The organism is uncultured Erythrobacter sp. (genome assembly GCF_947492365.1).
Taxonomy (GTDB): Bacteria; Pseudomonadota; Alphaproteobacteria; order Sphingomonadales; family Sphingomonadaceae; genus Erythrobacter.
The window spans coordinates 73,420-100,407 of the sequence record NZ_CANLMB010000001.1; the positions used below are offsets into that span (position 1 = coordinate 73,420).

The 26,988-nt window shown below is 61.8% G+C and carries 27 protein-coding genes; 13 read left to right on the forward strand and 14 right to left on the reverse strand.

The window, feature by feature from the left end; translation table 11 throughout:
• Window positions 1-51: 51 nt before the first annotated feature.
• Window positions 52-1,758: a DUF87 domain-containing protein gene (locus Q0887_RS00355; protein ID WP_299191368.1), complete on the forward strand. Its 1,707-nt coding sequence runs from the start codon at window positions 52-54 to the stop codon at window positions 1,756-1,758.
• Window positions 1,759-1,767: 9 nt separating this feature from the next.
• Here the strand turns inward: Q0887_RS00355 and Q0887_RS00360 are convergent, their stop codons facing one another.
• The 4 genes from Q0887_RS00360 to Q0887_RS00375 form a co-directional block, all read right to left on the reverse strand.
• The gene (locus Q0887_RS00360) at window positions 1,768-2,544 is read right to left on the reverse strand and encodes a hypothetical protein (protein WP_299191369.1); all 777 of its coding nucleotides are present in this window, start codon (window positions 2,542-2,544) and stop codon (window positions 1,768-1,770) included.
• Window positions 2,545-2,568: 24 nt separating this feature from the next.
• The gene (locus Q0887_RS00365) at window positions 2,569-4,365 is read right to left on the reverse strand and encodes a TIR domain-containing protein (RefSeq protein WP_299191370.1); all 1,797 of its coding nucleotides are present in this window, start codon (window positions 4,363-4,365) and stop codon (window positions 2,569-2,571) included.
• 20 nt (window positions 4,366-4,385) lie between these two features.
• Window positions 4,386-5,132 (reverse strand): 7-carboxy-7-deazaguanine synthase QueE, encoded by a 747-nt coding sequence (locus tag Q0887_RS00370; protein WP_299191371.1) that lies wholly within the window; start codon window positions 5,130-5,132, stop codon window positions 4,386-4,388.
• Window positions 5,133-5,307: 175 nt separating this feature from the next.
• Complete coding sequence (locus Q0887_RS00375) at window positions 5,308-8,055, reverse strand: valine--tRNA ligase (RefSeq protein ID WP_299191372.1); 2,748 nt, start codon at window positions 8,053-8,055, stop codon at window positions 5,308-5,310.
• 246 nt (window positions 8,056-8,301) lie between these two features.
• Between Q0887_RS00375 and Q0887_RS00380 the strand changes: the two genes are divergently transcribed.
• Genes Q0887_RS00380 through Q0887_RS00395 form a run of 4 tightly spaced genes read left to right on the forward strand, consistent with a single transcriptional unit; the run spans window position 8,302 to window position 11,858 of the window.
• Window positions 8,302-9,414 (forward strand): ABC transporter permease, encoded by a 1,113-nt coding sequence (locus Q0887_RS00380; protein ID WP_299191373.1) that lies wholly within the window; start codon window positions 8,302-8,304, stop codon window positions 9,412-9,414.
• Window positions 9,415-9,417: 3 nt separating this feature from the next.
• Complete coding sequence (locus Q0887_RS00385; RefSeq protein ID WP_299191374.1) at window positions 9,418-10,230, forward strand: ATP-binding cassette domain-containing protein; 813 nt, start codon at window positions 9,418-9,420, stop codon at window positions 10,228-10,230.
• Window positions 10,231-10,287: 57 nt separating this feature from the next.
• Entirely contained in the window at window positions 10,288-11,235 is a 948-nt protein-coding gene (locus Q0887_RS00390) for an MlaD family protein (protein ID WP_299191375.1), read from the forward strand.
• 14 nt (window positions 11,236-11,249) lie between these two features.
• Complete coding sequence (locus Q0887_RS00395) at window positions 11,250-11,858, forward strand: ABC-type transport auxiliary lipoprotein family protein (RefSeq protein WP_299191376.1); 609 nt, start codon at window positions 11,250-11,252, stop codon at window positions 11,856-11,858.
• Here the strand turns inward: Q0887_RS00395 and Q0887_RS00400 are convergent.
• From Q0887_RS00400 to crcB, 5 genes are read right to left on the reverse strand one after another with little or no spacing between them, the layout of a single operon-like run.
• Window positions 11,855-12,562: an ATP12 family protein gene (locus Q0887_RS00400; protein ID WP_363317632.1), complete on the reverse strand. Its 708-nt coding sequence runs from the start codon at window positions 12,560-12,562 to the stop codon at window positions 11,855-11,857. The genes Q0887_RS00395 and Q0887_RS00400 overlap by 4 nt on opposite strands.
• On the reverse strand, window positions 12,559-12,813 hold the full coding sequence (locus tag Q0887_RS00405) for a hypothetical protein (RefSeq protein WP_299191377.1): 255 nt from the start codon (window positions 12,811-12,813) through the stop codon (window positions 12,559-12,561). Before Q0887_RS00405 ends, Q0887_RS00400 begins: the two co-directional genes overlap by 4 nt.
• Window positions 12,813-13,472 carry an HAD-IA family hydrolase gene (locus Q0887_RS00410; RefSeq protein WP_299191378.1) on the reverse strand — a complete coding sequence of 220 codons (660 nt, stop codon included), beginning with the start codon at window positions 13,470-13,472 and terminating at the stop codon, window positions 12,813-12,815. Before Q0887_RS00410 ends, Q0887_RS00405 begins: the two co-directional genes overlap by 1 nt.
• Entirely contained in the window at window positions 13,469-14,662 is a 1,194-nt protein-coding gene (locus Q0887_RS00415; RefSeq protein ID WP_299191379.1) for an RluA family pseudouridine synthase, read from the reverse strand. The genes Q0887_RS00410 and Q0887_RS00415 overlap by 4 nt, the downstream gene beginning before the upstream one ends.
• Window positions 14,659-15,075, reverse strand: a complete 417-nt coding sequence (gene crcB, locus Q0887_RS00420) for a fluoride efflux transporter CrcB (protein ID WP_299191380.1) — start codon at window positions 15,073-15,075, stop codon at window positions 14,659-14,661. The genes Q0887_RS00415 and crcB overlap by 4 nt, the downstream gene beginning before the upstream one ends.
• 247 nt (window positions 15,076-15,322) lie before the next feature.
• On the opposite strand from crcB, the gene rpsU reads away from it, so the two are divergent.
• From rpsU to gatB, 8 genes are all read left to right on the forward strand, one after another.
• Entirely contained in the window at window positions 15,323-15,529 is a 207-nt protein-coding gene (rpsU, locus tag Q0887_RS00425) for a 30S ribosomal protein S21 (RefSeq protein WP_006834591.1), read from the forward strand.
• A gap of 134 nt (window positions 15,530-15,663) precedes the next feature.
• Window positions 15,664-16,233, forward strand: a complete 570-nt coding sequence (locus Q0887_RS00430) for an FKBP-type peptidyl-prolyl cis-trans isomerase (protein WP_299191381.1) — start codon at window positions 15,664-15,666, stop codon at window positions 16,231-16,233.
• Between the two features lie 137 nt (window positions 16,234-16,370).
• Window positions 16,371-18,098: a DUF4153 domain-containing protein gene (locus Q0887_RS00435; protein WP_299191382.1), complete on the forward strand. Its 1,728-nt coding sequence runs from the start codon at window positions 16,371-16,373 to the stop codon at window positions 18,096-18,098.
• Between the two features lie 59 nt (window positions 18,099-18,157).
• The gene (gene gatC, locus Q0887_RS00440) at window positions 18,158-18,460 is read left to right on the forward strand and encodes an Asp-tRNA(Asn)/Glu-tRNA(Gln) amidotransferase subunit GatC (protein WP_299191383.1); all 303 of its coding nucleotides are present in this window, start codon (window positions 18,158-18,160) and stop codon (window positions 18,458-18,460) included.
• The gene (gene gatA / locus Q0887_RS00445; protein WP_299191385.1) at window positions 18,460-19,941 is read left to right on the forward strand and encodes an Asp-tRNA(Asn)/Glu-tRNA(Gln) amidotransferase subunit GatA; all 1,482 of its coding nucleotides are present in this window, start codon (window positions 18,460-18,462) and stop codon (window positions 19,939-19,941) included. Before gatC ends, gatA begins: the two co-directional genes overlap by 1 nt.
• Window positions 19,938-20,276: a hypothetical protein gene (locus Q0887_RS00450; protein WP_299191387.1), complete on the forward strand. Its 339-nt coding sequence runs from the start codon at window positions 19,938-19,940 to the stop codon at window positions 20,274-20,276. The genes gatA and Q0887_RS00450 overlap by 4 nt, the downstream gene beginning before the upstream one ends.
• A complete protein-coding gene (locus Q0887_RS00455; RefSeq protein ID WP_299191389.1) occupies window positions 20,273-20,428 on the forward strand; it encodes a glutamyl-tRNA amidotransferase in 156 nt (51 codons plus the stop codon). The genes Q0887_RS00450 and Q0887_RS00455 overlap by 4 nt, the downstream gene beginning before the upstream one ends.
• A gap of 91 nt (window positions 20,429-20,519) precedes the next feature.
• Entirely contained in the window at window positions 20,520-22,016 is a 1,497-nt protein-coding gene (gatB, locus tag Q0887_RS00460; RefSeq protein ID WP_299191390.1) for an Asp-tRNA(Asn)/Glu-tRNA(Gln) amidotransferase subunit GatB, read from the forward strand.
• A 2-nt stretch (window positions 22,017-22,018) separates the two neighbouring features.
• Here the strand turns inward: gatB and Q0887_RS00465 are convergent, their stop codons facing one another.
• The 5 genes from Q0887_RS00465 to Q0887_RS00485 all read right to left on the reverse strand — a co-directional run bounded on the left by Q0887_RS00465 (window position 22,019) and on the right by Q0887_RS00485 (window position 26,968).
• The gene (locus Q0887_RS00465) at window positions 22,019-22,561 is read right to left on the reverse strand and encodes a DUF4287 domain-containing protein (protein ID WP_299191392.1); all 543 of its coding nucleotides are present in this window, start codon (window positions 22,559-22,561) and stop codon (window positions 22,019-22,021) included.
• A gap of 17 nt (window positions 22,562-22,578) precedes the next feature.
• Window positions 22,579-23,124: an SRPBCC domain-containing protein gene (locus Q0887_RS00470; protein ID WP_299191394.1), complete on the reverse strand. Its 546-nt coding sequence runs from the start codon at window positions 23,122-23,124 to the stop codon at window positions 22,579-22,581.
• Window positions 23,121-23,471: a metalloregulator ArsR/SmtB family transcription factor gene (locus Q0887_RS00475; RefSeq protein WP_299191396.1), complete on the reverse strand. Its 351-nt coding sequence runs from the start codon at window positions 23,469-23,471 to the stop codon at window positions 23,121-23,123. Before Q0887_RS00475 ends, Q0887_RS00470 begins: the two co-directional genes overlap by 4 nt.
• Window positions 23,472-23,596: 125 nt before the next feature.
• Entirely contained in the window at window positions 23,597-23,896 is a 300-nt protein-coding gene (locus tag Q0887_RS00480; RefSeq protein ID WP_299191398.1) for a hypothetical protein, read from the reverse strand.
• A gap of 201 nt (window positions 23,897-24,097) precedes the next feature.
• Window positions 24,098-26,968 carry a pitrilysin family protein gene (locus tag Q0887_RS00485; protein WP_299191400.1) on the reverse strand — a complete coding sequence of 957 codons (2,871 nt, stop codon included), beginning with the start codon at window positions 26,966-26,968 and terminating at the stop codon, window positions 24,098-24,100.
• Window positions 26,969-26,988: the final 20 nt, after the last annotated feature.

The window sequence follows — 26,988 nt, forward strand, 5'->3', positions numbered from 1 at the left end:
GGGTCGCGCGAGAACCCGGCGGGCACTCGATAGGGGTTAAGGAAGACTCACATGACCGATATGGGCAATCACAATTTCCCCGCCGCCGAAGGGGCTGAAAACGCGCCCGGTTCACGCGGCGGTTCACAGGGTGCTCCTCAGGCAGAAAAAGCTGCCGACAATGCCCGCCAGCCGATTGGTATCGTGCTCGAAGTGTCGGGTGCGGGCTCGCAAATCGCGCTCGACATCCAGCGACTCAACGAATGTATGGGGGACACCGATCCCTCGATCATGCTGGCCGGACAGGTTGGCAGCCAGATCAAGATCCGTGTTGGCAATGCGTGGCTGCTCGCCAATGTCCGCGATCAGCGCAAGGATAGGCGCAGCGAAAACGGCATCATCGCGCATATCGACTTTCTCGGCGAGGGCTCGGAAGAAAAGCTCACTGGCCGCATCCACGGGTTTAAGCGCGGTGTGACCCGCTATCCGGTGCCCGGCGCGATGGTCTATCCCGCAACCACCAAAGACCTTGAACAAATCTACGCCAGCGATGGCCGCGCCAATATCACGATAGGCACGGTTTTCCCGACCAAGGATATCCGCGCGGGCCTTTATATCGATGCAATGCTGGGCAAGCACTTTGCGCTGCTGGGGTCGACCGGTACGGGTAAATCGACCAGTGCTGCGCTGATCCTTCACCGCATCTGTCAGGCCGCACCCGAAGGCCACATCGTGATGATTGACCCTCACGGCGAGTATTCGGCCGCGTTTCGCCAAACGGGCCATATCCTCGACGTGTCGAACCTCCAGATGCCCTATTGGCTGATGAATTTCGAGGAACATTGCGAGGTGCTGCTCACCAGCGATGGCAATGAGCGTCAGGTTGATGCCGATATTCTTGCCAAGTGTCTGCTGCATGCCCGTTCGAAAAACCGACTGGCCGAGAAGATGGGCAAGATCACGGTGGACTCGCCAATCCCCTATCTGCTCTCCGACCTTTCGACCAAGATTCAGGACGAGATGGGCAAGCTCGACAAGGCGACCTCGTCAGCGCCCTATATGCGGATCAAGGGCAAGCTCGAAGAGATCAAGGCCGATCCGCGCTACCAGTTCATGTTCTCCGGCATGCTGGTCGGCGATACGATGGCCGACTTCATCTCCAAGGTTTTCCGCATGCCCGGCAATGGCAAGCCGATCTCGATCATCGACGTTTCGGGCGTGCCGTCCGACATCACCTCGACGGTGGTCGCGGTGCTTTCACGGCTGGTGTTCGATTTTGCGATCTGGGGCCGCGAGGAACGCACCCGTCCGATCCTGCTCGTGTGCGAAGAGGCGCACCGTTACGTTCCCAACGAGAAGAACTCGGACGGTTCTTCGGTTGCAAAGATCCTCAGCCGGATTGCCAAGGAGGGCCGTAAATACGGCATCTCGCTCGGCCTGATTACCCAGCGTCCGTCCGACCTTGCCGAAGGCGTGCTGTCGCAATGCGGCACGATCCTGTCGATGCGCCTCAACAATGACCGAGATCAGGCATTCGTGAAGGCCGCCATGCCCGAGGGCGCGCGCGGCTTCCTCGATTCCATCCCGGCCTTGCGCAACCGCGAGGTGATCATCTGCGGCGAAGGTGTCGCAATCCCTATCCGCGTGAACTTTGACAATCTCGAAGAGCACAAGCGCCCGGCCTCCGAAGATCCGAGCTTTGCCGATCTGTGGCAGCAAGGCGGCGGCGAAGAAGAGATCGTCGATCGCGTTGTGCTGCGCTGGCGTTCGCAGGGTTGATTCAGCCCGCTATTCCGCTCCGCTAATATAGGCGCCGGTCAACAGCGCGCGCGGCTCTTCCTGAGGCTGCGCGCGGATCGCGCTGACCAGTTCGATTGCCATTTCGCAGGCGAGCGGTGCGCCGATACTCGCTGGGTCAGCCTCGCCGAAAGCCACCGCGATCTGTTCTTCGTTGAGTCCCTTCTCGCGCATCGTTGCGACCAAGGCCTGCCAATGCGCCGGGGTTAGTCCCAGCCGCAATTGCTGGTTCGTGCGGCCTGCCTTGATCGCGGCAAAGCGCGCTGCGACAATCTCACCACCGGCGATGTCGAAGCTCTCGGGCAAAGGCTCTTCCTGCGCTTCGCCCTTGGCATAGGCCGCGCAGGCATATTCGTCATGCGCCCGCAGCTCTTCCAAGAAGGTCTGTTGCAGCGCCATCACGTGATCGAGGCTTTCGATCGGGGCGGCGGCAAAGTCGCGGTCGTGGCTGGCGAAGAAGTTAAGCGCCCACAGATTGGCCGCGATCAGCACTCTGTTCTCACCGCCCGGACCGCGCGCGGCTCTGCCCAATGTCTCGGTCAGATCGTCATAGGCGCGAGGGAAATCGGTCTGGAGCTGCTCAAGCAACACTTCATTGCCGGGATAGGCCTCCATCTGGGCGACGACTTCGTTCTCCACCGCCTTGCCGGGAATGAGAAGGTTGTCGAACCCGCCAGCCCACCAGGCTCGCACCACCAGCGATACGACAAGCGTGATTATGACCATGCCGACCATACCGCTGGCATGCTGCTGTTTCAGAAAACCCATAGATTTCGACCCGAGCTCTTATTGTTAGTTGCGTGCGATTTCGCGTCCCAGCAGCGCGTCAAAGCTCTCGATCTCGGTCCAATTGGTCGCGCCGGGATCGTAGCTGAGATTGTAGAGCGGGCGCATCCCGCCGGCAGTGCCGCTGTTCTGGCCCCAATTCTCGCCATCGCCGGGGAAGGTGATCTCTCCCGTCACCCCGTTGAAGCGTTGACCGCGCAGGATCGCAACAAGCTCTTCTGCACGCACTTCGCCTTCGATCTGGGTGATTGCCTGCTTGACGACGAGGCCGCTATCATAGGCAACTGCCTCTTGTCTGAGTGCAGGCGTCAGCACGCCGAACTCTTGCTGGAACCGGCGCGAATCGGGAAGGGCGCGGGTGTCAGCGGGGCTGCGATAGACGTCGGTCATATCGAACAGGCGGGTGTGCTGGACCGGCAATTCTGCGCTGATATCGCGCACTGCCTTACTGGTGTTCCATCCGCCGAGCAGAGCGGCTCTACGCGGCTGTCCGGCACCATAGAAGTTCTCGACCAGATCCTTGTAATCGCTGCTCAGCCCAACAACGACCACCATCTTGTTCTGGTCGAACAGGCCGCTGCGCTGCGGACTGGAGAACGAGTCCATGATCGAGCCGCGCGTATAGGAGATGCTGCGCACGCGGTTCTGGTCCGACCATTCGCGCCATTGCGGCAGGCGCTCGGTAATGCGGCGGAAGAACAGCTGGCCGTAGGTGGTTTCATTCGGGTCGGTGTTCTTCTCATAGGCGAGCACCAGTTCGACCCCGCTTGCGACGGTGTTCTGGGCGAGCCGCGCGAATTGCTCTGCGCGCTCATCCACGCCCGATCCGACGCGGAACAGCGGCAAGTTGCTATCGTCCCAGCCAATATCCTGGCGCGATGCGGCGGTGGTCAGCACGATGGCCGGATTGCGCCCGCTATTCTCGACCACTTCGAGAACTTGCGGGGTAAACTCTGTGATCGAGGGACCGACAATGGCAACCACATTGCGTTCGGCCAGATAGGTCTTGAGCCGCTCAATCAGTTCGGGGGCCTCGCGCGCCTTCATCGCATCGAGTGAAGCCGAAAGCTCTACCACCATCACCTGCGGCATGTCGTTGAAGGCCGCGTCGAGACCGCGCGCCTGATCGAGTCCGAAGCTCTCATTAGGATAGATGCCGAGCACAACCGGCGTCATGTCTTCAGGATCATCGGGTGCGGTGATCGAGCCGCCGCCGAACAGCTGGAGTGCAAGCACACCGGCGACCAGAAGCCCGAAGATGCTCGCCGCAGCAGGCCAGTAGCGCTTCCACACGGGCGGTGCGGATTTGCTCTCCGCGGCGGGCGCGGGCGTAGGCGAGGGAGCCGCAGTTGCAGTCGCCGCACGCGACAGGGCCTGCGCCAGCGGATCATCAGGAGAGGGCGTGCCTTCGCCTTCGCCCGCTTGTTTGCGCACACTGTCGAGAAACTCGGGCCAATTGATGCTGTTGGTGGGGTTGTCGCCGCCATCCTGCAATTCGGCCGCTTGGATCCGGCGGAAACCGCGCGGGATCGTCACCGGATCGATTGTGATCGGCACCAGCGTATCCGCCTCGACGCCGTCCTCTGCCTCTTCCTTGACCCAGCGGCTGTCGATCGAATGCTTCGACCAGACCACGATAATGGCCTTCGATTTCTTGATCGCCTTGTCGATGACGTGATCGAACTCTTCGCCTGCGCGAATGTCGCGGTCCCACCAGACCGAGTAGCCCTCAGCCTCAAGCCCTTTGGCTATATGATTTACGCGCTCACGGTCTGACCGTGAGTAGCTAATGAAGATATCCATACCTTGCCCCCGGATGAACACTATGTCGCGCGCATGTCTCCGTAAAGATGAATGTGCAATCTATCAGACATACGCAGTCCATTTTCGAGACACACAGGCGCGAGCCATTGCTGACGATCGCGCAGAATCTCGCTCGATGTGCCCTCCGCCATCAGGAAGACCCGTTCCTTGTTAAGCCGGTATGTGGCGATCAGGTCTAGCACTTCACCGACATCCTCGCGCGCGGCGATCACGAACTTGAAGTATGCGCGCGGATCGGCGGCGAAGTGGTCGAGTCGGTCAGGAATCAGCGCCAGTTCGGCGGCATTGCCCGAATGCGCAAGTTTGGGGCTGACGTTGAACTGGTCGATCCGTATGTCAAGCCGCGCGGGCGGCTTCACCGTCCCGTTGGTTTCGATCTCGATATTCATGCCCGGACTGATGTCTGACAGATGCTCGAGCATCTCGCTTAGCGCACCCGCCTGCAACATCGGCTCCCCGCCGGTGATGACGAGGCGCTCTTGACCCAGCTCCGCGATCCGGCTTGCCGCGTCCCACACTTCGAGCGAGACCTGGTTGGCCTTGCGCGCGTAGGTCACGCCGCCCCGATGCGGGCGCTCGTCATCGTCGAAGTGCCATGTGTAGGGCGTGTCGCACCAAGTGCAGGCGAGGTTGCAGCGCGAGGTGCGGATGAAGGCGACAGGCTTGCCGGTGCTTGCGCCTTCGCCTTGCAGCGCGGCGAAGATCTCGGGCTCCCCATGGTCGTCGGTGGCGAGAATCAGCGCCATTCCAACATCCTTTGATTACAGAGCCTTACCCGAGACATGGACCGCATGTTACACGGTCTAGAAGGAAAAACCTGCGGCATTGCGCACAGCGCGCGGATTCGCGCTGCCAACGGGCCAAAAAGTTGCGCTGCAATGCTCATTGCGCCCTTGTCGCACACTGGGTGCAAGTAGGAAACTAGCCCAACCGCGCCAGCGCGCCTTCGAGCCGTTCGGCCTCGGCGGCGTGGTGTGCGAAGTCGGCTTTGGCCTTTTCGACCGCTTCAGGCTTCGCACGCTCGACGAAATTGGCGTTGGAAAGCCGTCCTTCGAGGCTCTTCGCTTCCTTCTGCGAGACGGCGAGCGCCTTTTCGAGGCGGGCTTTCTCTTCTGCGATGTCGATGATCCCTTCGAGCGGGATCACGAACACATCGCTTCCTGCGGTCACCTGCATCGCCGGTCCTGCGGGAGCCTCGCCGATAGTGACCGGCGTCAGGCGCGCAAGCCGCTCTATGGCTGCGCTTGAGCGCTCGATGGTCGAGGTCGCGAGGCTCGAAGCGCTCGGCAGGAACGCCGCCAGCTTTGCGCCCGGCGAAATGCCCAGCTCGTTCTTGGCCGAGCGGACATTGGAGGTGAGGTCGATAACCCAATCAATCGCGTCGGTCGCTTCCTTGGAGACTTCGGCGCGCGGGCTGGGCCATGCGGCAGTTATGAGGTCGTATTTGCGTGTCCCCCCCTGAAACTTGGCCTGGGCGTGCCACAGCTCTTCGGTGATGAATGGCATGAAGGGGTGGAGCATGACCAGAATCTGGTCGAGCGCCCACCCGGCGACCTCGCGGGTTTCGCTGGCGGCAGCCTCGCTTGCGCCCTCTGCAAAGACCGGTTTGATCAGTTCCAGATACCAGTCGCAGAACCGGCTCCATGTGAACTGGTAAATCGCGTTCGCCGCCGCATCGAAGCGCAGATCGGCCATTGCGGCCTCGATTTCAGCGCAGACATTCTGCACTTCGCCGATGATCCACTGGTTGGCGGCAAGACGCGCGGTCGACGCCTTGATCGTCGAGCTCTTTCCGATCCCGTTGGACTGGCAAAAGCGCGTCGCGTTCCACAGCTTGGTGGCGAAGTTGCGGTATCCCTCGACCCGCTTCTCATCCATCTTGATGTCGCGGCCCTGGCTTTCCATCGCCGCCATGAAGAAGCGCAGCGCATCGGCGCCATACTGGTCGATCAGGCCGAGCGGATCGACGACATTGCCCTTCGACTTCGACATTTTCGCGCCATCGGCTGCGCGCACAAGGCCGTGCAGATAGAGCTTGGGCCAGGGCGCCTGCCCCATATTGTACTGCCCCATCATCATCATCCGCGCATCCCAGAAGAACAGGATGTCAAAGCCGGAGATGAGCAGGTTGTTGGGGAAGTGCTTTTCGAGCAGCGGCTGCCCTTCTTCCGGCCAGCCAAGCGTTGCGAAAGGCCAGAGGGCGGAGGAGAACCATGTGTCGAGGACGTCGGAGTCGCGGGTCAGCTCGGTGTCTTCACCGGCCTGAGCCTTCGCGGCCTCTTCGCTTTCCGCGACGAAGACATTGCCGTCTGCATCGAACCAAGCCGGAATACGGTGCCCCCACCATAGCTGGCGCGAGACACACCAAGGCTGGATGTTCTCCATCCAGTTGAAGAAGGTCTTCTCCCACGACTTCGGGACAATTTCGATAGTGCCGTCGCGCACGTCCTGAATGGGTTTTGCGGCGAGCTTTTCGGCATCGACATACCATTGGTCGGTCAGCCACGGCTCGATCACCACGCCGCCGCGGTCGCCGAAGGGGGTTGCGATCTGGCGCGGTTCGGCGTCGTGTTCGACTTCCTCGCCCTTCTTGGTCTTGGAGACGTGCGGGATCAGGTAGCCCTGTTCCTTCAGGCGCTGCACAACCAGCTCGCGCGCGCCGTCTTTGCCGTCGCGTTTGAAACGGTGAAGGCCGAGATATTCCTCCGGCACCAGCCCGTCCGAAGTCTGGCAGACATTGGCATCGCCATCGAGCATGTTGAGCATCTCGCCCGCAGCAAACCCGGCGCGTTTGCCCACGTCGAAATCGTTGAAGTCGTGGCCCGGCGTGATCTTCACCGCGCCCGAGCCAAGCTCGGGATCGGCGTGTTCGTCAGCCACGATCGGCACGCGGCGGCCGGTGATCGGCAGCACCACATGTTTGCCCACGACGCTCTTGTAGCGCTCATCATCGGGGTGGACCGCAACCGCCATATCGGCGAGCATCGTCTCGGGCCGCGTGGTCGCGACCTCGATGTAGTCGCGCCCGTCGCTCAGCGTCACGCCATCCTCCAGCGGATAGCGGAAATGCCAGAAACTGCCCGGGATGGTCTGCGTTTCGACCTCGAGATCGCTGATCGCGGTCTTGAGCTTGGGATCCCAGTTCACCAGACGCTTGTCGCGGTAGATCAAACCGTCATTGTAGAGGTCGACAAAGGTCTTAAGCACGGCCTTGGTAAAGTGCTCGTCCATCGTGAACTGCTCGCGCGACCAGTCCATCGAACAGCCCAGACGGCGAAGCTGGTTGGTGATGGTTCCGCCGCTTTCGGCCTTCCATTCCCACACCTTGTCGACGAATTCCTTGCGGGTGTAATTGGTGCGCTTGTCCTGGCGTTCTTCAAGCTGGCGCTCGACCACCATTTGAGTCGCAATGCCCGCATGGTCGGTGCCAACCACCCACAACGCGTCCTTGCCGCGCAGGCGCTCGTAACGGATCACGATGTCCTGCAACGTGTTGTCGAGCGCGTGGCCGATATGAAGCGAGCCGGTCACATTAGGCGGCGGGTTGACGATGGTGTAGGGCTCGGCGTCAGGGCGCTCGGGGCGGAATCCGCCGGTCTGCTCCCAATGGGAATACCATCGCGCCTCGATTGCGACGGGGTCGAACGTTGTGTCGATTGTCTGAGTCATGTTGCCTGGCTCGCTAACGCGCGTTGTTTGTTTCTGAGTTTGTTTCGGGCCGGGGCCACCCGCTCCCTCCGCCCTTCCACCCGGATTATCACACCGGGTTACGATCCGGGTGGAAGGGCGGAGGGAGCGGGTGGCATGGCACCCAAGTTAAAAATGCCATGCCAAGCCATTGGGTGCAGTGCAACAATTCTCGCATGTGCATGCCCACTTGAGCCTGCAACAAAAACACCGCATAGCTTGCCGGTTATGGACGCTGATGCGCACTTTTCTCTCGAAGATGACGGGGCGGGCGGGCAAAAGCTCCTGCTTTCCGGACCCTTATTGGTTTCGACAATCGGCCGGATAGAGAATGATCTTCAGGCAGTAAGCGAGCCTCTGAGCGCGATCGACCTGTCGGGTGTGAGCGAGATCGATACGGTCGGCGCGTGGATCACCTGCCGCTTGTCACGCGCGCATTCAGCCAGCGTCACCGGAGCCTCCAATCAGGCGCAGCGATTGCTCGAAGCGGTGGAGAGCGCTGGCAATGATGCCGAGATGCTCCCCCCGCGTGTGCCGGTGTGGAAGCGCGTGCCGGAGGCGATGGGCGAGCAGGTCTTCAACGCGCAGGCCGGTATCATCGGTGTGGTCGGCTTTTTCGGCCAGATCCTGATCGCTGCGGCGAGCCTTGCGCGGCACCCTTCGCGTTTTCCTATGCGGTCGGTCGTTCGGCAGATGGAGCTGGTCGGCGTCGCCGCGCTGCCGATCATCGGCTTGATGAGCTTTCTCATCGGCATCGTAATTGCGCAGCAGGGCGCGGTGCAGTTGTCGCAATTCGGTGCCGAGACGCTGACGGTCAATCTGGTCGGGCGGATCACTCTGCGCGAACTGGGCGTTCTGATGACCGCAATCATGGTCGCAGGCCGGTCAGGCAGCGCCTTTGCTGCGCAGATCGGGACGATGAAACTGACCGAAGAGGTCGATGCGATGCGCACCATCGGTATCTCGCCGATAGAGGTGCTGGTGATCCCGCGCATCATCGCCTGCACTGTGATGATGGTGCTGCTGGGCTTTTACGCCTCGGTCGTCGGGATCATCGGCGGCGCGGTGATCGGGCAGGTCGCGCTGGGCATACCGTTCTTCACCTTCCTTGAGCGAATTCAGGAGGTTGTGCCGCTGCACGATGTGTGGGTGGGCTTGGTCAAAGCGCCGGTCTTCGGGCTGATTGTTGCGCTGGCGGGCTGCTATCACGGCATGCGTGTGCAGGGAAATTCGGAAGAGGTCGGCCTGCGCACCACGATGGCGGTCGTCTCGGCGATCTTTGCGGTGATCGTGCTCGATGCCTTTTTCGCGGTGTTCTTTACCGAGATCGGTTGGGGTTGAGCGATGTCCGATAACAGAACCGCCTCCCACGAACGCTTCAGCCCCGATCCGCCGATTGTGATCGAGGGGCTGGTCAACAAATTCGGCGATTTCACCGTGCATGACGGGCTTGATCTGGAGGTCCGCCGCGGCGAGATTCTGGGCGTGGTCGGCGGTTCCGGCACTGGCAAATCGGTACTGATGCGCTCGATCATCGGCTTGCAGGAGCCAGATGAGGGCCGGATCGACGTGCTGGGCGCGACCATCACCGGGGTCGATCCCGATCAGGATTTCGGCGTGCGCTGCCGCTGGGGCGTGCTGTTTCAGGGCGGTGCCTTGTTCTCCACGCTGACCGTGGGCGAGAATGTCGAAGTGCCGCTCAAGAAGTTCTTTCCAGAAATTGACGACGAGCTGCGCCGCGAAATCGCGCGCTACAAGGTGCTGCTGTCGGGCCTTCCCGAAGAAGCCATTGCCAAATATCCCAGCGAGCTATCGGGCGGGATGAAGAAGCGTGCAGGCCTCGCCCGGGCGCTCGCGCTTGACCCTGAACTGCTGTTTCTGGACGAGCCGACTGCTGGTCTCGACCCTATCGGCGCGGCCAAGTTCGACCGGCAGACGCGCGAGCTTAAAGAGACGCTGGGCCTCACCGTTTTCCTCATCACCCACGATCTCGATACGCTTTACGAGATTTGCGACCGCGTGGCTGTGCTGGCGGACAAAAAGGTTATCGCGGTGGGCACGATTCCCGAGCTGATGAAAATCGGCCATCCGTGGATCGAGGAATATTTCAACGGCCCGCGCGGACGCGGCGCGCAGGCAGCGCAGGCGCGGTGTTAGACTTATGAATAGCAAATCATGGACATATCGGCGCTTAGGCGTTCATAGGAGCGGGTGATGGAGACGAGAGCCAATCATCTCTGGGTCGGGACCGTGGTCCTAGTATTGTTGCTCGCGCTTGCGGCGGCGATCGTGTGGATCGCGCGGCTGGGGCAAGGCTCGCAAAACGAATTCGACATCTTCTACTCACAGGCCGTTTCGGGCCTCGCGAATGGCAGTCAGGTTTCCTATGCTGGCGTGCCGGTTGGTCAGGTCACCAGCATTGCCCTTTCCGAAGACGATCCGGAATTCGTGCGTGTCCGCGTCAAGGTGCGCGACGAGGTGCCAATCCTGGTCGGGACGACCGCGACAATCCAGTCGAGCTTTACCGGCGTTTCGACCATCCTGCTTGACGGCGCGCGCAAGGATGCGCCTGCGATCACATGCGAGACAACGGCCTGCCCCGAAGGGCGCCCGGTCATCCCGCCGCGCGATGGCGGGATCAACGCGCTGCTCAATTCCGCCCCGTTGCTGCTGGAACGGCTGGCGACACTGACCGAAAATCTCAACATCCTGCTCGGCCCTGAAAACCAGCAGCAACTATCGGGCATTCTCGCCAATTCGAACCGGCTGACCAACGAGTTGGCCGATGCTGCACCGCAGATGGCGACCACGCTGGCCGAGATGGAAGTGACCTTGCGCGAAGCGGGCGAGGCGCTCGATGCTTTCGAGCAAGCGACGCTGACGACCGACCAATTGCTCAATCAGGAAGGGCCATTGCTCGCGGCCGAATTGCGCGGCACGCTCGCCTCGGCGAACGAGGCGGCGGCATCGCTCGCGGCGACGCTGGAGGATACGCGGCCAGCCGCGCGGGCGCTGCGCGAGACGACCTTGCCCGCAGCCGAGGCAACCTTGCAGGATCTGCGCACCACCAGCCGGAGCCTGCGCGCGATTACCGAACGGCTCGAAAATCAGGGTGCAGGATCGCTGATCGGCGGACAGTCACTGCCGGATTACGAGCCATGATAGGGACACGAGACATGAACCAGTTCCGCACTTTCGCGGTGCTCGCGGCGGCAAGTCTGACGCTTTCCGGCTGTATCAGCCTAGGCGCGGCGGAACCGCCTGAGAGCTTGTTGACGCTGTCATCGACTGCGACCGCTCCTGCCGGATCGGGCGCGGTGACGGGGACCGAGGGAAGCGAAGGCGCGATTGCTGTGCTGACACCTGAAGTGCCAGCAAAGCTCGATGTGTTGCGCGTGCCGGTCAATGTGACCGATACCGAAGTCGCCTATCTGCAAGATGCGGTCTGGATCGAGAAGCCTGCGCGTTTGTTCCGCCGCCTGCTAGGCGAAACCCTGCGCACGCGCGGTGCGGCATTGGTGCTGGACAGCGACGACACGCCGACCATTGCAAGCCAGACTGTGCGCGGGACGCTGATCGAGATGACCTATGACGTGCCGACATCTTCGGTCGTAGTGCGCTTTGACGCGCTGCGGACGGGTGAAGATGGCAGCGTCACGTCGCGCCGTTTCGAAGCGAGCGAAAGCGGGCTTGCACCCGAAGCGTCATTGGTTGGACCGGCGCTCAACCGCGTGGCCAATCAGGTTGCGGGCGAAGTCGCCGATTGGGTTGTGAACGGCGACTAGTTCGCTCTGGCGAGCAATGTAAGCTGATGCGCTGAAAGGAAATCGGCCTGCCGCTTGGCGCGCCTTTCCTCCGCCTCATAATCGCGGCCCCACAGATCGGCCTGCCATTCCTCTTCGAGACACGCCGCGCGCCACAAGGCGAGCGCTTCGGCCGGATCATCGGTCTCATAGGCGGAAAGCCCGACAATGAGCGAGGCGGCGAGATTGGTCATCACCTCGACGCCCGCCAGAGCAAGCGGGTCGAGCCGCATCAGCCGCGCGCGCAAAGCCGCCTGCGCGGCCTCGTCCTGATCGCGGTGGATGATCCCGCTGACACGTGTCAGCTTGATCCCTTCGCGCGTCTCGAATGCGGTGACGACTGGCTCCCACACTTCGATCTGGCGGGCATAGAGATGCTCGTCAGGATCGGCGCGGTAAAGCAGCGTATCGGTGTCTCCATATTTGGTGATTGTGTCCACAATGCTCGCCGGATCGGGAGTGATGACGTCGATGGCGTAATCCACCGCGTCGCGCAGGGGGAAGCTCTTGGGATCAAGCTCTTCACCTTGCGCTGACCACTCTTTTGCGAGTTCAGCCGCAAGCGCCTCGGCTCGCACCACTTGCGGCGTGCCTTTGACTGTCTTCAGCCCGCGCCCGTCGAGTGTCACCTGCCACCCGCCCGCAACTTCGCGCGTGCCGACTTCATCGTAAAACCGCTTCATCATTCGCCCGCGTCGTTGGCCCTATCTTGCGCTTTCCATTTCTTGGCGAGCATGGGCGGGGCAAAGAAAAACGCGACCACCCCGATAACCGCCAGCGCCACGCCGATCGGATAGGGGGCCGCGACAACACCTTGCGCGATGGAAATCCCTGCAACAACGCCGAGGATCGCGGCGAGGCGGATACCGCTCATGATCTGGTACCGCCACGCCGCGCGGGTCGCATCGGCCTCATTGTCTTTCGGTAGCTGGCTCATCACAATCGCTCCAGTTCAGCGCGCAGTCCGGCAACATCTTCGGCAACCATCGCCGCGCCGCTTTCGGTCAGTTCCTGCGCGTCGTGATAGCCCCACGCGACCCCGAGCGGGCGCACGCGCGCGGCTTCGGCCATGACCATATCAAACGAGGTATCACCGATCATCACCGCATCGACCGGCTGCACACCTGCCTCGAACAAAGCGGCTTCCAGCATGGCCGGATGCGGCTTGGACGGGTGGCGGTCGGCGGTCTGGAGCGAGACGAACAGGTCTTTCAGGCCGTGCCCGTCGAGGCAGGCATTGAGCCCGCGATCCGATTTGCCCGTTGCGACCGCCAATTGCCAGCCGCGCTCGTGCAGGTCGCGTAGAAGTTCGGCGATTCCGTCGAACATAGGCTCATGCAGCAGGCCCTGCTGGCGGCGCTCGAAGTAGAAGCTCCTGTAGAATTCGACCACATGGCCGACCCGCTCATCTTCGAGATCAGGTGCGAGCTGGCGGATTGCCACCGGCAGGCTCAGCCCCACAATTCGGCGCACTTCGTGGCGGCTGGGCGGGTCGAGCCTTGCGCGGGTGAAGGCGTGCTCCATCGTGTCGCAAATATCGGCCTGCCCATCGACCAGCGTCCCGTCGCAATCGAAGACCGCGAGTTTGCCGCTCACTTGCGGGTGCCCTTGGGCTTGCTCTTGGCCTTCGCCGCTTTCTTCGCTTTCTTCTGGGCCGACACTTTCGAAGTTGCGCGCGATTTGCGTTCGCCTCGGCGGTCCTTGCGGTATTGCTTGGCGTGGCGGCGCGCGGCCTGTTTCTTCTCCGCAGGCGTGCGCTCGGGCGCTTCGTCGCGCACCGGCGAGGCATCGCTCAGGCTGAGGTCAAAGCCCATGGCCTCCATCGTAGCGGCAAAGTGTTCGGGCAGTTCAGCCGTCACGTCGAGCTTGCCGCCGGTCCCTTTGGAATCGGGCGTGGAGATAATCAGGCGCCGCGCATGAAGGTGCATCTTGCGGCTGATCGCGCCGGTCAGGAAAGCGTCCTGCCCGCCATATTTGCCGTCTCCGACGATCGGGTGGCCGATCGCCGCCATATGGACGCGCAGCTGGTGGGTGCGTCCGGTCAGCGGCTCCAACTCGACCCACGAGGCGCGGCTGCCGGCGCGTTCGACGACGCGGTAGCGGGTCTTGGCCAGCGCTCCGCCTTCTTCATCGACATGCATCTTCTCGCCGCCGGTGCCCGGCTGTTTGGCGAGGGGAGCGTCGATTGTGCCTTCGCGCACTTCGGGAACGCCGACGACCAGCGCCCAATAGACCTTGCGCGCGCTGCGCCCTGCGAAGCGCCTCGAATATGCCGCTGCGCTGCCCGGAGTGCGAGCGATCAGCAGGACGCCGGAGGTGTCCTTGTCGAGCCGGTGGACAAGGCGCGGGCGGGGTGTGTCTTCGCCTTCAACGAATGCATCGAGCAGGCCGTCGACGTGTTTGGTGGTCTTGCTGCCGCCCTGCGTCGCCAGACCCGGCGGCTTGTTCAGCACGATTGCGCTGGGCGTTTCACGGATCACCATGTCGCGCGCTTCGGAGATTTCCTCCGCCGTCAACTCCCGGCGCTGCTTGGGTGCCTTGTGCGGGGCTTCACCGCCCGGCGGCACGCGGAGGACCTGACCTGCGGCGAGGCGATCTTCGGGCTTCACCCGCCCGCCATCGACACGCACCTGACCCGTGCGCGCCCAGCGCGAGATCGTGGCAAAGCCGATCACCGGCAGATTGCGCTTGAACCAACGGTCGAGCCGGATGCCGTCATCGTCTTCAGTGACGGTGAACTGGCGGACTTCTTTGGATGGTTCTGGATTGGAAGATTCGGAACTCATGCTGCACCCCGCATCGCGACAAGCCCGATATAGAGCGCGGCGAGGCCTGCCACGACGGACACCAGCGCATAGGAAAAGGCGAGGGCACTCGATCCGCGCTCGATCAGCAGCATCATCTCAAGGCTGAAGGCGCTGAATGTGGTGAAGCCCCCCAGCAACCCGACGCCGATCAGAAGCCGCAAGGCCTCCGAGCTTTCGCCGCCCGATGTGTGGCGCGCAAGCCACCCGGCCAGCAGGCCCATCGCGAGGCTGCCGATGATGTTCGCGCTGAGCGTCGCCCAGGGAAAGCCGGTGTTTGGTCCCGCAATATGCGTCACCGCGCGGCCAAGCTGGTAGCGTGCAACCGCACCGACCGCGCCGCCAAGCGCGACATAGAGCGATCCGACAAGGGGGGAGAGAGCTAATGAAGTCATTGCAAAGGGCCTTTAGACATGGCGGCGGCTTCTGCCTAGCTTTGCGTGCATGGCTGAAATTGCGTCGAGCAGCGCATCTTCAACCCATTGCGATCTTGCCATTTTTGCCGGGCGGGGTTAAGAGCGCCCCAGTTCGAGCGTGATTCCTGCGGGATTCGCGCCGGTTCCAGCGTCAAATTTACGCGTCTTCCCGCGTTGTTCTTGCGGGCTAACGTGCTGTATTAGAAAGACAAGGTAGTAGCCGTTTATGCAAATCATGGTTCGCGATAACAATGTCGATCAGGCCCTCCGCGCGCTCAAGAAGAAGCTGCAGCGCGAAGGTGTTTATCGCGAAATGAAGCTGCGTCGCCACTACGAAAAGCCCAGCGAAAAGCGCGCCCGTGAAAAGGCTGCTGCCGTTCGCCGTGCTCGCAAGCTTGAGCGTAAGCGTATGGAACGCGACGGCATCAAGTAGGCCGGGGCGCCGAATTCGGGTGCTTCTCTCTTCGAGAGTGCTTGAATCAGCACAAATGATAAGCCATCAGGGCGCGGAAGAGTTTCCGCGCCCTTTTGCTTATGGGATGGGCGCAAATGCATCAGGGATAATCCATGACCGAAATTACCCGCGTTCCGATCCAGCCCGTCGCCAAGGGCTCGCTCGTCAAAATCTGGCTGGGCGTACTTGTCGCGATTCTGCTCGGCGGCGGCCTTGCCTGGGCGGCAGTGCCCAAGGGATTGAGCGTCGATACGCTGGTCGAAGGAACCGGCCCGAACCCGCAGGAAGGCGACATGGTCTTTGTGAAATACAAAGGCATGCTCGCTTCCAATCGTGAAGTGTTTGACGAATCGCAGGACATCCCGCTCCCGATTGAAGGAGTCTTCCCCGAAGGCAGCCCGTTCCCGATTGAACCCGATGCCACTATCGACGGTTTTTATCAGGGCCTGCAACTGATGCAGAAGGGCGGCACTTACGAACTCTATATCCCGTCCGAGCTAGCCTATGGCGCAGAGCCGCCTCCCGGCGCTCCTATCCCGCCCAACGCCGATCTCATCTTTGAAATCGAAGTGGTCGATTTCATGAGCCGCGAAACCTTCGACCGCAATCTGATGATCCTGCAACAAGCGATGCAGGGCGGTTTGGGCGCTCCTGAGGGTGAAGGTCCGCCAGTAGCCGAGTAGCTCCTGCACCCGGCAAAAGCGCCCGAATGCGGTTTTGTCCGGTTCTGTGCCGGGCATTTCCGCTTCTTGGAAAACCTGTCCCCTTTTGGCTGCGCTCGCTTCGCGCTAGACTCGTCTCTTGAATTCGGGAGAGGTCGATGAGCGATAATGCAGCCTTGCCAGCGGATGATGCCGGTCTTGATAGCAGTCTGAACGGGTGGAACCTGCGCCCATGGGCGCTTGCCGCGATGCTGGCGCTTGCCGGATTGCTGATCCACTTTGCCAGTGATGGCGGCGAAGATGTGCCGTGGCGCATGGCGTTGACTGCGGCGCTGGTGTTCGGATCGGGCGCAGCGGCTTTCACCCTGTCACCCGAACGCTGGAAGTCTTCCGCGTTGTTTGCAGGTCTTGTCGCGCTCGTCATGGCGGGCATTGCCTGGCGCGCGACGAGCGCGGGCGATCACTATGCTGATGAGGGCTTCTGGGTCTTTTCCGGCATGCTTGCAGTCACATTGGCGCTGCCTCTGTTCCAGGCGGACTTCCACCGGCTGCGCTGGAGCACCAGCTACAAAGACACCCATTTCCATGTCTGGACCGACGCCATCACCGGTGCAGGCGCGTTTGCCTTTGTCGGGCTCAGCTGGGCACTGATATACCTCCTGTCAGAACTGTTCCGCGCGATACAGATCGACCTGCTCCATGACCTGATCGATCAGGAATGGTTCGGCTGGGTCTTTTCGGGTGCTGCCTTTGGTGCGGCATTGGGCGTCTTGCGCAACCAACTCAAGATCATCGGCACTTTGCAGAATGTGGTGCTGCTTGTCCTGTCGATCCTCGCGGTTCCGCTGGCGATTGCGCTGGTGCTGTTCCTGCTCGCGGTGATTTTGTCGGGGCTTGATGTGCTGTGGGAGGCCACCCAAAGCGCAACGCCGCTGCTGCTGGCAATTGCGGTGGGCTGTTTCGTGCTCACCAATGCTGTGGTGCGCGACGATGATGAAACCGCGAGCAACTCGCGGGTGCTCAGGATCGCTGGCTTCGTGCTCGCGCTGGGCATTCTACCGCTGGCAGCGATGGCGGCCCTGTCGATGGGCACGCGGATCGGCCAGCACGGGCTTAGCCCGGAGCGGCTGTGGGCGTTGGTCGCGATTGCGGTTGCTGTGGCTTACGGCGTCGCCTATTTCGCCTCTGCCATTCGCGGGCGCAAGGAAGGCTGGCGCGGATATTTGCGCCAGTCGAACCTGCATCTGGCGGTGCTGACCTGCGCGATTGCGCTCATTCTCGCTTTGCCGATCTTCAATTTCGGCAGTATTTCGGCGAGCAACCAGCTTGCGCGGCTTGAATCGGGTGCGGTGAGCGTCGAAGACTTTGACTATGCCGCGCTCAAGTTTGATTTCGGCGATGCCGGTCGCGAGGCTCTCGCTGAGCTGGAGGCAAGCGAGGATGCAGAAATCGCGCGGCTGGCTTCCGAAGCCGCGATGCTCGAACACCGCCCCTATGGCCTGCGCATTGCAGAGCGGCGCGAGATTGCCGAACAGGCTGACCTTAGCGGCTTTGACGAGCCGACCGCTGAGGCGATCCGCGCTTATTTGCGCGATGAAATCCGCCTTTGCCGCGAAGCCTGTCGCGCGGTGTTGCTGCGAGAGGATGATGAGGGTCAGTTGATTGCCCTGCTAAGCGACAATGAATGGGGTGCCCGCTTCATCCTGCTCAATGTCGAACCTGGCAGCGCAAAGGCCGTCCCGCAGCGGATCAATCGCGGACAGCTGGAAGGCCAGAATTCAGGCGGAATCGAACGCCCTGCCTATGAAGGCGAGGTCGAATTGCGCCCCTTTGAAGGCCAGCAGCTCTACATCGATGGCGAACCGGCGGGTGAGCCCTTCAATTAGAGGCCTTTCACACGCAACTCGCGCTTGAAGGGCGCCGCGGCGGGCGCTAACGCGCGCCTATGTCAGTCAACAAAGAAACAGTCGCCAAGATTGCCGGGCTCGCCCGCATCAAAATGGGCGATGCAGAACTCGAAAGCCTTGTGCCCGAGCTGAACGGGATCCTCGATTGGGTCGAGCAGCTGGGCGAGGTCGATGTGAGCGGGGTCGAGCCGATGTCGGCGGTGATCCCCAACACGCTTCGCCTGCGCGATGACGTGGTCGATGCCGATCCGCAAACCGGCGGCGGAAAGCGCGACGCAGTGCTCGCCAATGCACCCGCTGCCGAACATGGCTTTTTCGGCGTGCCCAAGGTGATCGAATAATGACCGATTTCACTTCTTTTGGCGTCAAAGCCATCCGCGACGGCGTGGCCGGCGGAGACTTCACCGCGCGCGAAGTGGCGGAGAGCTTCAACGCGGCCGTCGCTTCGGCGGCTGAACTCAACGCCTTCATTGTCACCACTCCCGACCACGCGCTCGCCGCAGCCGATGCGACTGACGCAAAGCGCGCTAAGGGCGAGGCACTGGGAGCGATGGGCGGCGTGCCGATCGGCATGAAGGACCTGTTCGCCACCAAGGGCGTGCAGACCACCGCCGCGAGCCACATCCTCGAAGGCTTCAAGCCCGAATATGAAAGCACCGTCAGCCAGAACCTCTGGAATGCGGGTGCGGGCATGCTGGGTAAGCTCAATCTCGACCAGTTCGCGATGGGTTCGTCGAACGAGACCTCTTTCTTCGGCAATGTCTCTTCGCCTTGGCGCAAGGAAGGCACCAATGCGGCAATGTCGCCCGGGGGTTCCTCGGGTGGCTCGTCCAGCGCCGTGGCCGCACGCATTGCGCCCGCTGCGACCGGCACCGACACCGGCGGCTCGATCCGTCAGCCCGCTGCCTTCACCGGCATTTGCGGTATCAAGCCCACATACGGGCGTTGCTCGCGCTGGGGCGTAGTCGCCTTCGCAAGCTCGCTCGATCAGGCAGGCCCGATGGCGCGCTCGGTGGAGGATTGCGCGATCATGCTTGGCGCGATGGCGGGTTTCGACGCCAAGGACGCGACCAGCCTGAAGATGGACGTACCCGATTGGGACGCCGCTTTGTCGAGCGACCTCAAAGGCAAAAAGGTCGGCATTCCCAAGGAATACCGCATGGACGGCACCGACGATGCGATCCTCGCTTCGTGGGAGCAGGGCAAGGAATGGCTGCGCGATGCGGGTGCGGAAGTGGTCGACATCTCGCTGCCCCACACCAAATACGCGCTGCCCGCTTACTATATCATCGCGCCTGCCGAAGCTTCGTCCAACCTCGCGCGCTATGACGGCGTGCGGTACGGCCTGCGCGACTTGCCAGATGGAGCGGGCTTGCAGGACATGTATGCCGAGACACGCGCCGCCGGTTTCGGTGACGAGGTCAAGCGCCGCATCCTGATCGGCACCTATGTGCTCTCAGCTGGCTTCTACGACGCCTATTACAACCAGGCGCAAAAGGTTCGCGCGCTGGTGAGCCGCGACTTTGAGCAGGCGTTCGGGACATGCGACCTGATCCTCGCGCCGACGACGCCGACCGCGAGCTTCCCGCTGGGCAGCCTCAACGAAGACCCGCTGACGATGTATCTGAACGACGTCTTCGCAGTGCCCGCCTCGCTGGCTGGCCTTCCGGCCATGAGCGTCCCCGCGGGCCTTAACCCCGACGGCCTCCCGCTCGGCCTGCAACTGGTCGGCAAGCCGTTTGACGAGCAGAGCGTGCTCGACGCCGGTCTGGCGATTCAGGAGCGTGCCGGATTTACGGCGCAGCCGGAGAAGTGGTGGTGAGAAACGTTTTGCCTGCGCTTTTGATTGCGGCGGCAACGCTTACCGGCTGTGCCGATTCCAACCTTGGGACATTCAACGCAGGTCCGCTTGCGGCCACCTTTAGTGCGACTAGCGACAAGCCTGCGCAAACGGTTGCACAATGTCTCGCGACCGAGCTTGATGAAGATGCAAGGGTCGAGCGCGAGGGTGATGTATTCGAGGTCTCGGTACCAAGGGGTCTTGGGACCTTGCGTTACCGTGTCACCCAACGCATCGACACCGATGGATCGCTAGTCGAATATGACAGCGAAATGGGCACGGGCGGTGAACTGGACAGGTCGCAGGTGTGCTTGTGACTGACCAAACCGCCCTCACCATCGCCGGGATCGGGATTGTTCTCGCCATCCCATTGACCTTCATGTTCGCCAATTGGGTGCGCAAGAATGTCGATCATGGTGAGGCGCGGTTCGGGCCGGATGGCAAGGTGCTGAAGGACGACAAGGATTAATGCCCATATGCGCTCCTACGAAAGCAGGAGCCCAGCGGCGCAATGATGAATTGGACTCCTGCTTTCGCAGGAGATCACGAAGGTGAAGACAATGAGCACATACCGCATTCAGGGACAGACCGGCGACTGGGAGGTCGTGATCGGGCTTGAAGTTCACGCGCAGGTGACGTCGAAGTCCAAGCTGTTCTCGGGCGCCAACACCGAATTTGGCGCGGAGCCGAACTCGCAGGTCAGCCTCGTCGATGCCGCGATGCCGGGCATGCTGCCTGTGCCCAACCGCGAATGCATCCGGCAAGCGGTGCGCACCGGCATGGCGATCGAGGCTGAGATAAATGCCTGGTCGCGCTTTGACCGCAAGAACTACTTCTACGCCGATCTGCCGCAGGGCTATCAGATCAGCCAGCTCTACCACCCGCTGGTGGGCGAGGGATCGCTGCTGATCGAGGCGGATGAGAAGCACGGCATTCCCGAAGACAAGGTGATCGGGATCGAGCGGATTCATGTCGAGCAGGATGCGGGCAAGCTGATGCACGATCAGCACCCGACCATGTCCTATGTCGACCTCAATCGCAGCGGCGTTGCGCTGATGGAAATCGTCTCGCGCCCCGACATGCGCTCGCCCGCCGAGGCCGGTGCCTATGTGCGCAAGCTGCGCTCGATCCTGCGCTATGTCGGATCGTGCGACGGCAATATGGAAGAAGGCTCGATGCGCGCGGACGTCAATGTCTCGGTGCGCAAGGTCGGCGATGAGCTGGGCACGCGGACCGAGACCAAGAATGTGAACTCGGTGCGCTTTGTCATGCAGGTCATCGAATACGAAGCGAACCGTCAGGTCGACGTGCTCGAAAGCGGCGGCAGCGTCGATCAGGAAACGCGCCTGTTCGATGTTGCGACCGGCACGACGCGCACGATGCGGTCAAAGGAAGACGCGCATGATTACCGCTACTTCCCCGATCCCGACCTGCTGCCGCTGGTGCTGGAGGATGACTTCCTCGCCGAATGCCGCGCGAGCCTGCCCGAACTGCCCGATGCCAAGCGCACGCGCTATGAAACCGAGCTGGGCCTCACCCCCTACAATGCCCGCGAACTGACCGCCGAAGTGGAAACTTTCGCGCGCTTTGAAACGCTGCTGGGCGCCGCGGCGAGCGCTATCGGCAAGCCTGAAACCAAGGTCGCGACACAGGTCGCCAACTGGGCGCTATCGGTGGCTCCGGGTGTCATCAAGTCGGTCGGCGACGAAGCCGATCTGGCTCACGCCACTGCCGAGCGGCAGGCTGCTATCCTTGCGATGCAGGACAAGGGCGAAATCAGCGGCGGACAGGCCAAAGAGATCTACGAGATCGTCCTCAAAACCGGCCGCGAACCCGACGAAATCGCTGACAGTGAAGGCCTCAAGCAAGTCTCCGACACCGGCGCCATCGAAGCGGCTATCGACGACATCCTCGCCAATAACGAGGACAAGGTGGAGCAGTACAAGGGCGGCAAGGACAAGCTGTTCGGCTTCTTCGTCGGTCAGACGATGAAGGCGATGCAGGGCAAGGCGAACCCGGCGGTGGTGAACCAGATCCTGAAGGACCGGTTGGGCTGATCCTAGCCAGCGCGCGAATAGGCTTCGTCGATCCAGGCTTTGACTTCGGCGTCGAAGTCATCTGACGATTCCAGCCGCACGCGGTGGCTGCACATCGCGCTATAGGCTTCCAGACGCCCCGCCGGCTCGTCGCCCTTGAGCGCCAGTCCTAGGTCGATCCGCGTCTTTGTCGCAGGCGTGATGAGCGCAAACTGCTTCTTGCGCCTCAGACTCACGCTCGCTTTCTTGGGCGCGACTTCGATGTCGCTGCCCAGCGCTGCCGCATAGCGGACGATCTCTTCGTAAAGCGGCATCAGGCCAGCCTTTGGTCCGGCATATTGCGCCGCGACGAGATCAATCTCTTCGCCGGTTTCGCGCGCCTTGGCCGCGATCAGATTGGCAAAGCCGTGAGTGACGCCGTGCTCGCCCTTGAGCAGCTTCATGATCTCGCCGTGCTTTTCGAGGCCGCTCTTGCGGACCAGATCGAGCCATTGATCGAGGGTCTTGCCGGTCTTTTCCGGCAGGTTCGCCATCATGCTGGCGAGTTGTTCTTCGGGTGAAGCCATTGTCCGGTTCCCTTCGCTTATAGCTTTTCGATGCGGTCGAATGACCAATTGTCCGAGCGGCAGGCTTTGGGCGTGAAGGGCTGCATCAGCCCCATGACGCCAAGCAGCATCCGTGTTCCCAAGGCCGGCTTGCCTGTTTCCACCACCGACTTGAGCGTGTCGACAATCATCTTGCCGCCCTGCGCCATGCCCTTTTCTGTCTTGGTGCCAGCCGGAACATTGGTGGTGACCAGAGAGAACTCGGTCCCGCCAGCGACCGCTTCCAGCTCATAAGTGACGGTGCAGGGCGGATCGTCATAGCCGGTGAATTTGAAGGTGTGCGAATAGCGGTTTGGCGGGTCAAACTCGATCACCTTGCCCACGACGCTGCGATACTTGCCGTTGGTGGTCTCCATCGCAATCGGCGCGCCCACGGTCAGCTCGCCAGTGGTCTTGCACACCGAGCCGAAGAAGAAGGGCAGGACTTCATCGGTCTTGACCAGTCCACGCCAGACCGCCTCGATCGGCGCTTCGATAAAGACCTTGTAGACGGCCTTGTCAGCCGTTGGACCGGTGTCCGTCATTTCTTCTTTCCCTCCTGCTTTGCCGCTTGCTCTGCGGCGTATTTGATTGACGTCAGGCGAGAAGCGAAGTGGCTGCTATATTCGTCGGTCCAGCGATCATAGACCATCTGGATCGGCACGAGATTGAGATAGAGCTTGCGCGTCCGCCCGGCCTTTTCACTGACCAGCAATCCGGCCCGCTCCAGCACGTCAAGATGCGCCATGATCGCGATCCGGCTGACATCGAAATGGCTCGCCAGTTTACCAACCGTCAGACCCGGCGCGTCACGCAAGTGATCGAGAATCGTCCGCCGCGTAGCGTGAGCGAGCGCGTGAAAGATCTGGTCCATGTTCGAATCGGTAATCATGTAATTACCTAATTACATATTATTCGTTCTCTGGCAATCCCGTTTCCAGCCTAGAAATCACGCGCGCACGAAAAAGGCCGCCGGGATTGCTCCCGGCGGCCCTGAATTTCGCAGTGGCTGCGCGCTTAGGCGCGAGTGCCCGTCAGCGGCATTGCGCCGAAAGCGCCTGCATTGACGTTGCCAGCCAGCGTGTCGCCTTCGATGGTCGCTTCGCATTCGAGCGTCATCGGCATCGGCACGGTCATGTTCATCTTCCAGGTCAGCTGGTTGCCGTCGATCTTGCCTTCTTCGACATCCATCGAGCCCATGCCGCCGGCCATGTTGCCCGAGAAAGTGCCGTCGCCATTGTCGACAACCGTGAAGGTGCCGCTCTGGTCGCCCATCGGGCTTTTGACGGTGGTGGTATAAGCTCCTGCAACAGACATATGTGATCTCCTTTGATCTCTAAATTTGTGCGCATTGCCGATCCTTCGGCCCCGCGCTTGGGCAGCGTTCTTGCACGTCGCACGGGGGTGTTCAACCACTATTGCCCCCGATGCGAGAGGGGCGGGAGCCGCGCATTTGCCGCTCCCGCCCCAATCTCAAGCAAGCCGTAGCGTCAGCGCTGCGGCGAGTTTTTCGGTCAATTATTCGGTGCTTTCAAGCTCGCGAACCTCGATCGGCATTCCGAGCGTTTCGAGCTGCTCCATCACGACCTCTGCATCGCCGACAACGACCCAGACAAAGTCGTCAGCATCAAGTGCTGCGCGCGCCGCTGCATCGAGGCTATCAGCGGTCTGTGCGCTGTATTGGCCGACCAGACCTTCGTAATAGTCATCCGGACGGTTGTAGAGCGCGATGGACTGCATTGCGCCGAGCACTGCGCCCGACGTTTCAAACCGGCCCGGCAGTTCGCCGATCTCGCTCGCAACGTTGCGCGTCAGCTCTTCTTCGGTGACGCCGTTGGTGGTCAGGAATTCGGTCACTTCGCGGAGCAACTCCGACACCGAGTCGCCCGTTCGGTCGGCCTGAACACCGCCCGAGATCGCATAGACGACTGTGTTCTGACGCGCCTGCGTTCCGCCGCGGACGCCGTAGGACCAACCCTTGGTCTCGCGCAGGTTCATATTGAGCCGCGCGAGGAAGTTGCCGCCCAGCGAATTGTTGGCGTTGGTGAAGTCGACATAAGCCGGATCGCTGGCATCCAGCGGGGTGATCTGCGCCCCGAGGATGAAGCTCTGCGGCGAGTTCGGACGGTTGATGAGGACGATGCGCCCGCCGTCAGTCGTCTCGCTGGCGAGGTTGGAGAAGTCCTTCTCGCCCACCGCCATATCAGGAGCAGTCCAGTCGCCGAACGCGCCGTTGAGCTGGCTCACCACCTCGTCCATCGACAGCGAAGAGATCACGAAGACCTCGCCATTGTCCGGACGGATCCAGGTGTCCTTGAAGGCGACCAGGTCGTCGCGGGTGATCGCGCTGACGCTCTCGATCGTTTCGGTGCCGCCATAGGGCGCATCATTGCCGAACAGCTCAGCGCCGATAGCGCGCTGGGCGATCCCGCTGGGTGAGCGCATCTGCTGGCGAATGCCGGTGATGGTCTGCGCTTTGACGCGTTCCAGATCGTCTTCGTTGAAGGCCGGCTCGCGGATGACCTGACGGAACAGGTCGAGCGAGGGTGCCAAGTTGGCCGACAGCGCCGAAAGCGTGAAGGTCGAACGATCATCGCCGCCGCCGAGCGAGATATTGACGCCCAGACGCTCGCGCGCTTCAGCGATCTCTTGCGAGGTTAGGTTGGCGGTGCCTTCATCGAACAGGCCGAGCGTTAGCGTTTCCAGCCCGCGCATATCGACCGGATCGGCTGCGGTGCCTGCGTCGAACGACATGGTAATGTAAGTCGCCGGAACCGCATCGCGCTGAGCATATGTCAGCTGCATGCCATTGGCGAGCGTGGTGCGCTGGAACTCAGGGAAGTCGAGCTGCGCAACGCTGTCAATCGGAGGGGCAGGGCGCTCGACCGAAACGGTGATTTCTTCCGCGGTGCGGTCACGCTCAGAGGCGTTGTCGTCTGCGGCTTCTTCCTCTGCCGCGACGCTGGCTGCCTCTTCATATTCGGCATCGCGCTCACCCGGTTCGAGGACCAGTGTGAAGGCCGGACGGGTCATCCAGCGCTGCATCGCTGCGGTCACGTCTTCGGGTGTGATCGAGGCGAGCAAAGCAAGCTGATCGACCGCAAAGCCGGGATCGCCTGCCAGCACTTCGCCGCGTGCGAGAGCTACGGCCTTGCCGCCAAATCCGCCGACCTGTTCAAGCCCGCGGATCGTGCCTGCAAGGTTGGAAGTCGCCGCGCGGCGCACTTCGTCTTCGCTGGGCCCTTCGGCGACAAATTCGGCGATCAACTCGTTGAGACGCGCTTCGAGCACTTCGGCTTCGACCCCGTCTTTCAGCGTCGCGCCAACATTGATGACGCCGACGCGCTGAAAGTCGAAATTGCCGGCATTGACGCTGACGGCGAGCTGTTCATCGCGCACCAGCACTTCGTCGAGGCGGCTGGAGAGCAGTCCGCCCAGCACGGCTGTTCCGACATTGAGCGCGACCAGATCCTCGCTCATGATGCCGGGCGCAGGCCAGTAAAGGTTGATCGAGGTCGCTGCGACTTGATCGCGCATCACGGTGCGCACGGGAGCATCGAGCGTGGGGATGTCAGCGGCGGCCTGCGTGTTGACCGGACCGCGCGCGATCGGGCCGAACCAGCGCTCTACCAGCGGGCGGGCCTCTTCGGCGCTGATATCACCGGCGAGCACGAGCGTCGCGTTGTTCGGTCCGTAACGGTCGCGGAACCATGTCTGCACAGTGTCCATCGAGGCTGCATCAAGGTCAGCCATCGAGCCGATCACCGAATGCGCATAGGGGTGGCCGTCGGGGAAGAGCTGGTCGAGGATTTCGTAGAAGACGAGACCGCCAGGCTGGTTGTCGCCCTGCCGCTTTTCGTTCTGGACAACGCCGCGCTGATTATCGAGCTTTTCCTGCGTCACCGCGCCGAGCAGATAGCCCATACGGTCGCTTTCGAGCCACAGCGCGCGTTCGAGCGCGGGGCGGGGCACGGTCTGGAAGTAGTTGGTGCGGTCGAAATTGGTGGTGCCGTTGTAGTCGGTCGCGCCCATTTCGGCGAGGTACTGGAAATAGTCAGCGGGCGCGTTTTCTGACCCGTTGAACATCAGGTGCTCGAACAGGTGGGCAAAGCCGGTCTGGCCCTCTGGCTCGTCCTTGGAGCCGACATTGTACCACACAGCGACGCCGACGATGGGGGCCTTGCGGTCTTCGTGCACGATTACGGTCAGGCCGTTTTCGAGCTGAAATTCTTCATAGGGGATGGCGACCTGCGCGACGAGCGCTTCGAGGTCGGTCGCTTCGGCGGTCGCGCCGGCTTCCATATGCGCATCGGCAAAGGCTGGCGTGAACGGTGCGGCGGTCGCAATGGCGAGCGCAGTCACGCTGGCAGTTGCAAAACGTAGCTTCATGGGACTCTCTCCTGAGGGTA

Excerpts from the sequence above, each read along its gene's own strand:
- Q0887_RS00395 (WP_299191376.1), top strand. The coding sequence starts at position 11,250 with ATGAACCAGTTCCGCACTTTCGCGGTGCTCGCGGCGGCAAGTCTGACG.
- Q0887_RS00385 (WP_299191374.1), top strand. The coding sequence starts at position 9,418 with ATGTCCGATAACAGAACCGCCTCCCACGAACGCTTCAGCCCCGATCCG.
- rpsU (WP_006834591.1), top strand. The coding sequence starts at position 15,323 with ATGCAAATCATGGTTCGCGATAACAATGTCGATCAGGCCCTCCGCGCG.
- Q0887_RS00430 (WP_299191381.1), top strand. The coding sequence starts at position 15,664 with ATGACCGAAATTACCCGCGTTCCGATCCAGCCCGTCGCCAAGGGCTCG.
- Q0887_RS00360 (WP_299191369.1), bottom strand. The coding sequence starts at position 2,544 with ATGGGTTTTCTGAAACAGCAGCATGCCAGCGGTATGGTCGGCATGGTC.
- Q0887_RS00480 (WP_299191398.1), bottom strand. The coding sequence starts at position 23,896 with ATGTCTGTTGCAGGAGCTTATACCACCACCGTCAAAAGCCCGATGGGC.
- Q0887_RS00365 (WP_299191370.1), bottom strand. The coding sequence starts at position 4,365 with ATGGATATCTTCATTAGCTACTCACGGTCAGACCGTGAGCGCGTAAAT.
- Q0887_RS00415 (WP_299191379.1), bottom strand. The coding sequence starts at position 14,662 with ATGAGTTCCGAATCTTCCAATCCAGAACCATCCAAAGAAGTCCGCCAG.
- Q0887_RS00405 (WP_299191377.1), bottom strand. The coding sequence starts at position 12,813 with ATGAGCCAGCTACCGAAAGACAATGAGGCCGATGCGACCCGCGCGGCG.
- Q0887_RS00380 (WP_299191373.1), top strand. The coding sequence starts at position 8,302 with ATGGACGCTGATGCGCACTTTTCTCTCGAAGATGACGGGGCGGGCGGG.
- Q0887_RS00355 (WP_299191368.1), top strand. The coding sequence starts at position 52 with ATGACCGATATGGGCAATCACAATTTCCCCGCCGCCGAAGGGGCTGAA.
- Q0887_RS00375 (WP_299191372.1), bottom strand. The coding sequence starts at position 8,055 with ATGACTCAGACAATCGACACAACGTTCGACCCCGTCGCAATCGAGGCG.
- gatB (WP_299191390.1), top strand. The coding sequence starts at position 20,520 with ATGAGCACATACCGCATTCAGGGACAGACCGGCGACTGGGAGGTCGTG.
- Q0887_RS00435 (WP_299191382.1), top strand. The coding sequence starts at position 16,371 with ATGAGCGATAATGCAGCCTTGCCAGCGGATGATGCCGGTCTTGATAGC.
- Q0887_RS00470 (WP_299191394.1), bottom strand. The coding sequence starts at position 23,124 with ATGACGGACACCGGTCCAACGGCTGACAAGGCCGTCTACAAGGTCTTT.
- Q0887_RS00465 (WP_299191392.1), bottom strand. The coding sequence starts at position 22,561 with ATGGCTTCACCCGAAGAACAACTCGCCAGCATGATGGCGAACCTGCCG.
- crcB (WP_299191380.1), bottom strand. The coding sequence starts at position 15,075 with ATGACTTCATTAGCTCTCTCCCCCCTTGTCGGATCGCTCTATGTCGCG.
- Q0887_RS00400 (WP_363317632.1), bottom strand. The coding sequence starts at position 12,562 with ATGATGAAGCGGTTTTACGATGAAGTCGGCACGCGCGAAGTTGCGGGC.
- gatA (WP_299191385.1), top strand. The coding sequence starts at position 18,460 with ATGACCGATTTCACTTCTTTTGGCGTCAAAGCCATCCGCGACGGCGTG.
- Q0887_RS00370 (WP_299191371.1), bottom strand. The coding sequence starts at position 5,132 with ATGGCGCTGATTCTCGCCACCGACGACCATGGGGAGCCCGAGATCTTC.
- gatC (WP_299191383.1), top strand. The coding sequence starts at position 18,158 with ATGTCAGTCAACAAAGAAACAGTCGCCAAGATTGCCGGGCTCGCCCGC.
- Q0887_RS00475 (WP_299191396.1), bottom strand. The coding sequence starts at position 23,471 with ATGATTACCGATTCGAACATGGACCAGATCTTTCACGCGCTCGCTCAC.
- Q0887_RS00485 (WP_299191400.1), bottom strand. The coding sequence starts at position 26,968 with ATGAAGCTACGTTTTGCAACTGCCAGCGTGACTGCGCTCGCCATTGCG.
- Q0887_RS00390 (WP_299191375.1), top strand. The coding sequence starts at position 10,288 with ATGGAGACGAGAGCCAATCATCTCTGGGTCGGGACCGTGGTCCTAGTA.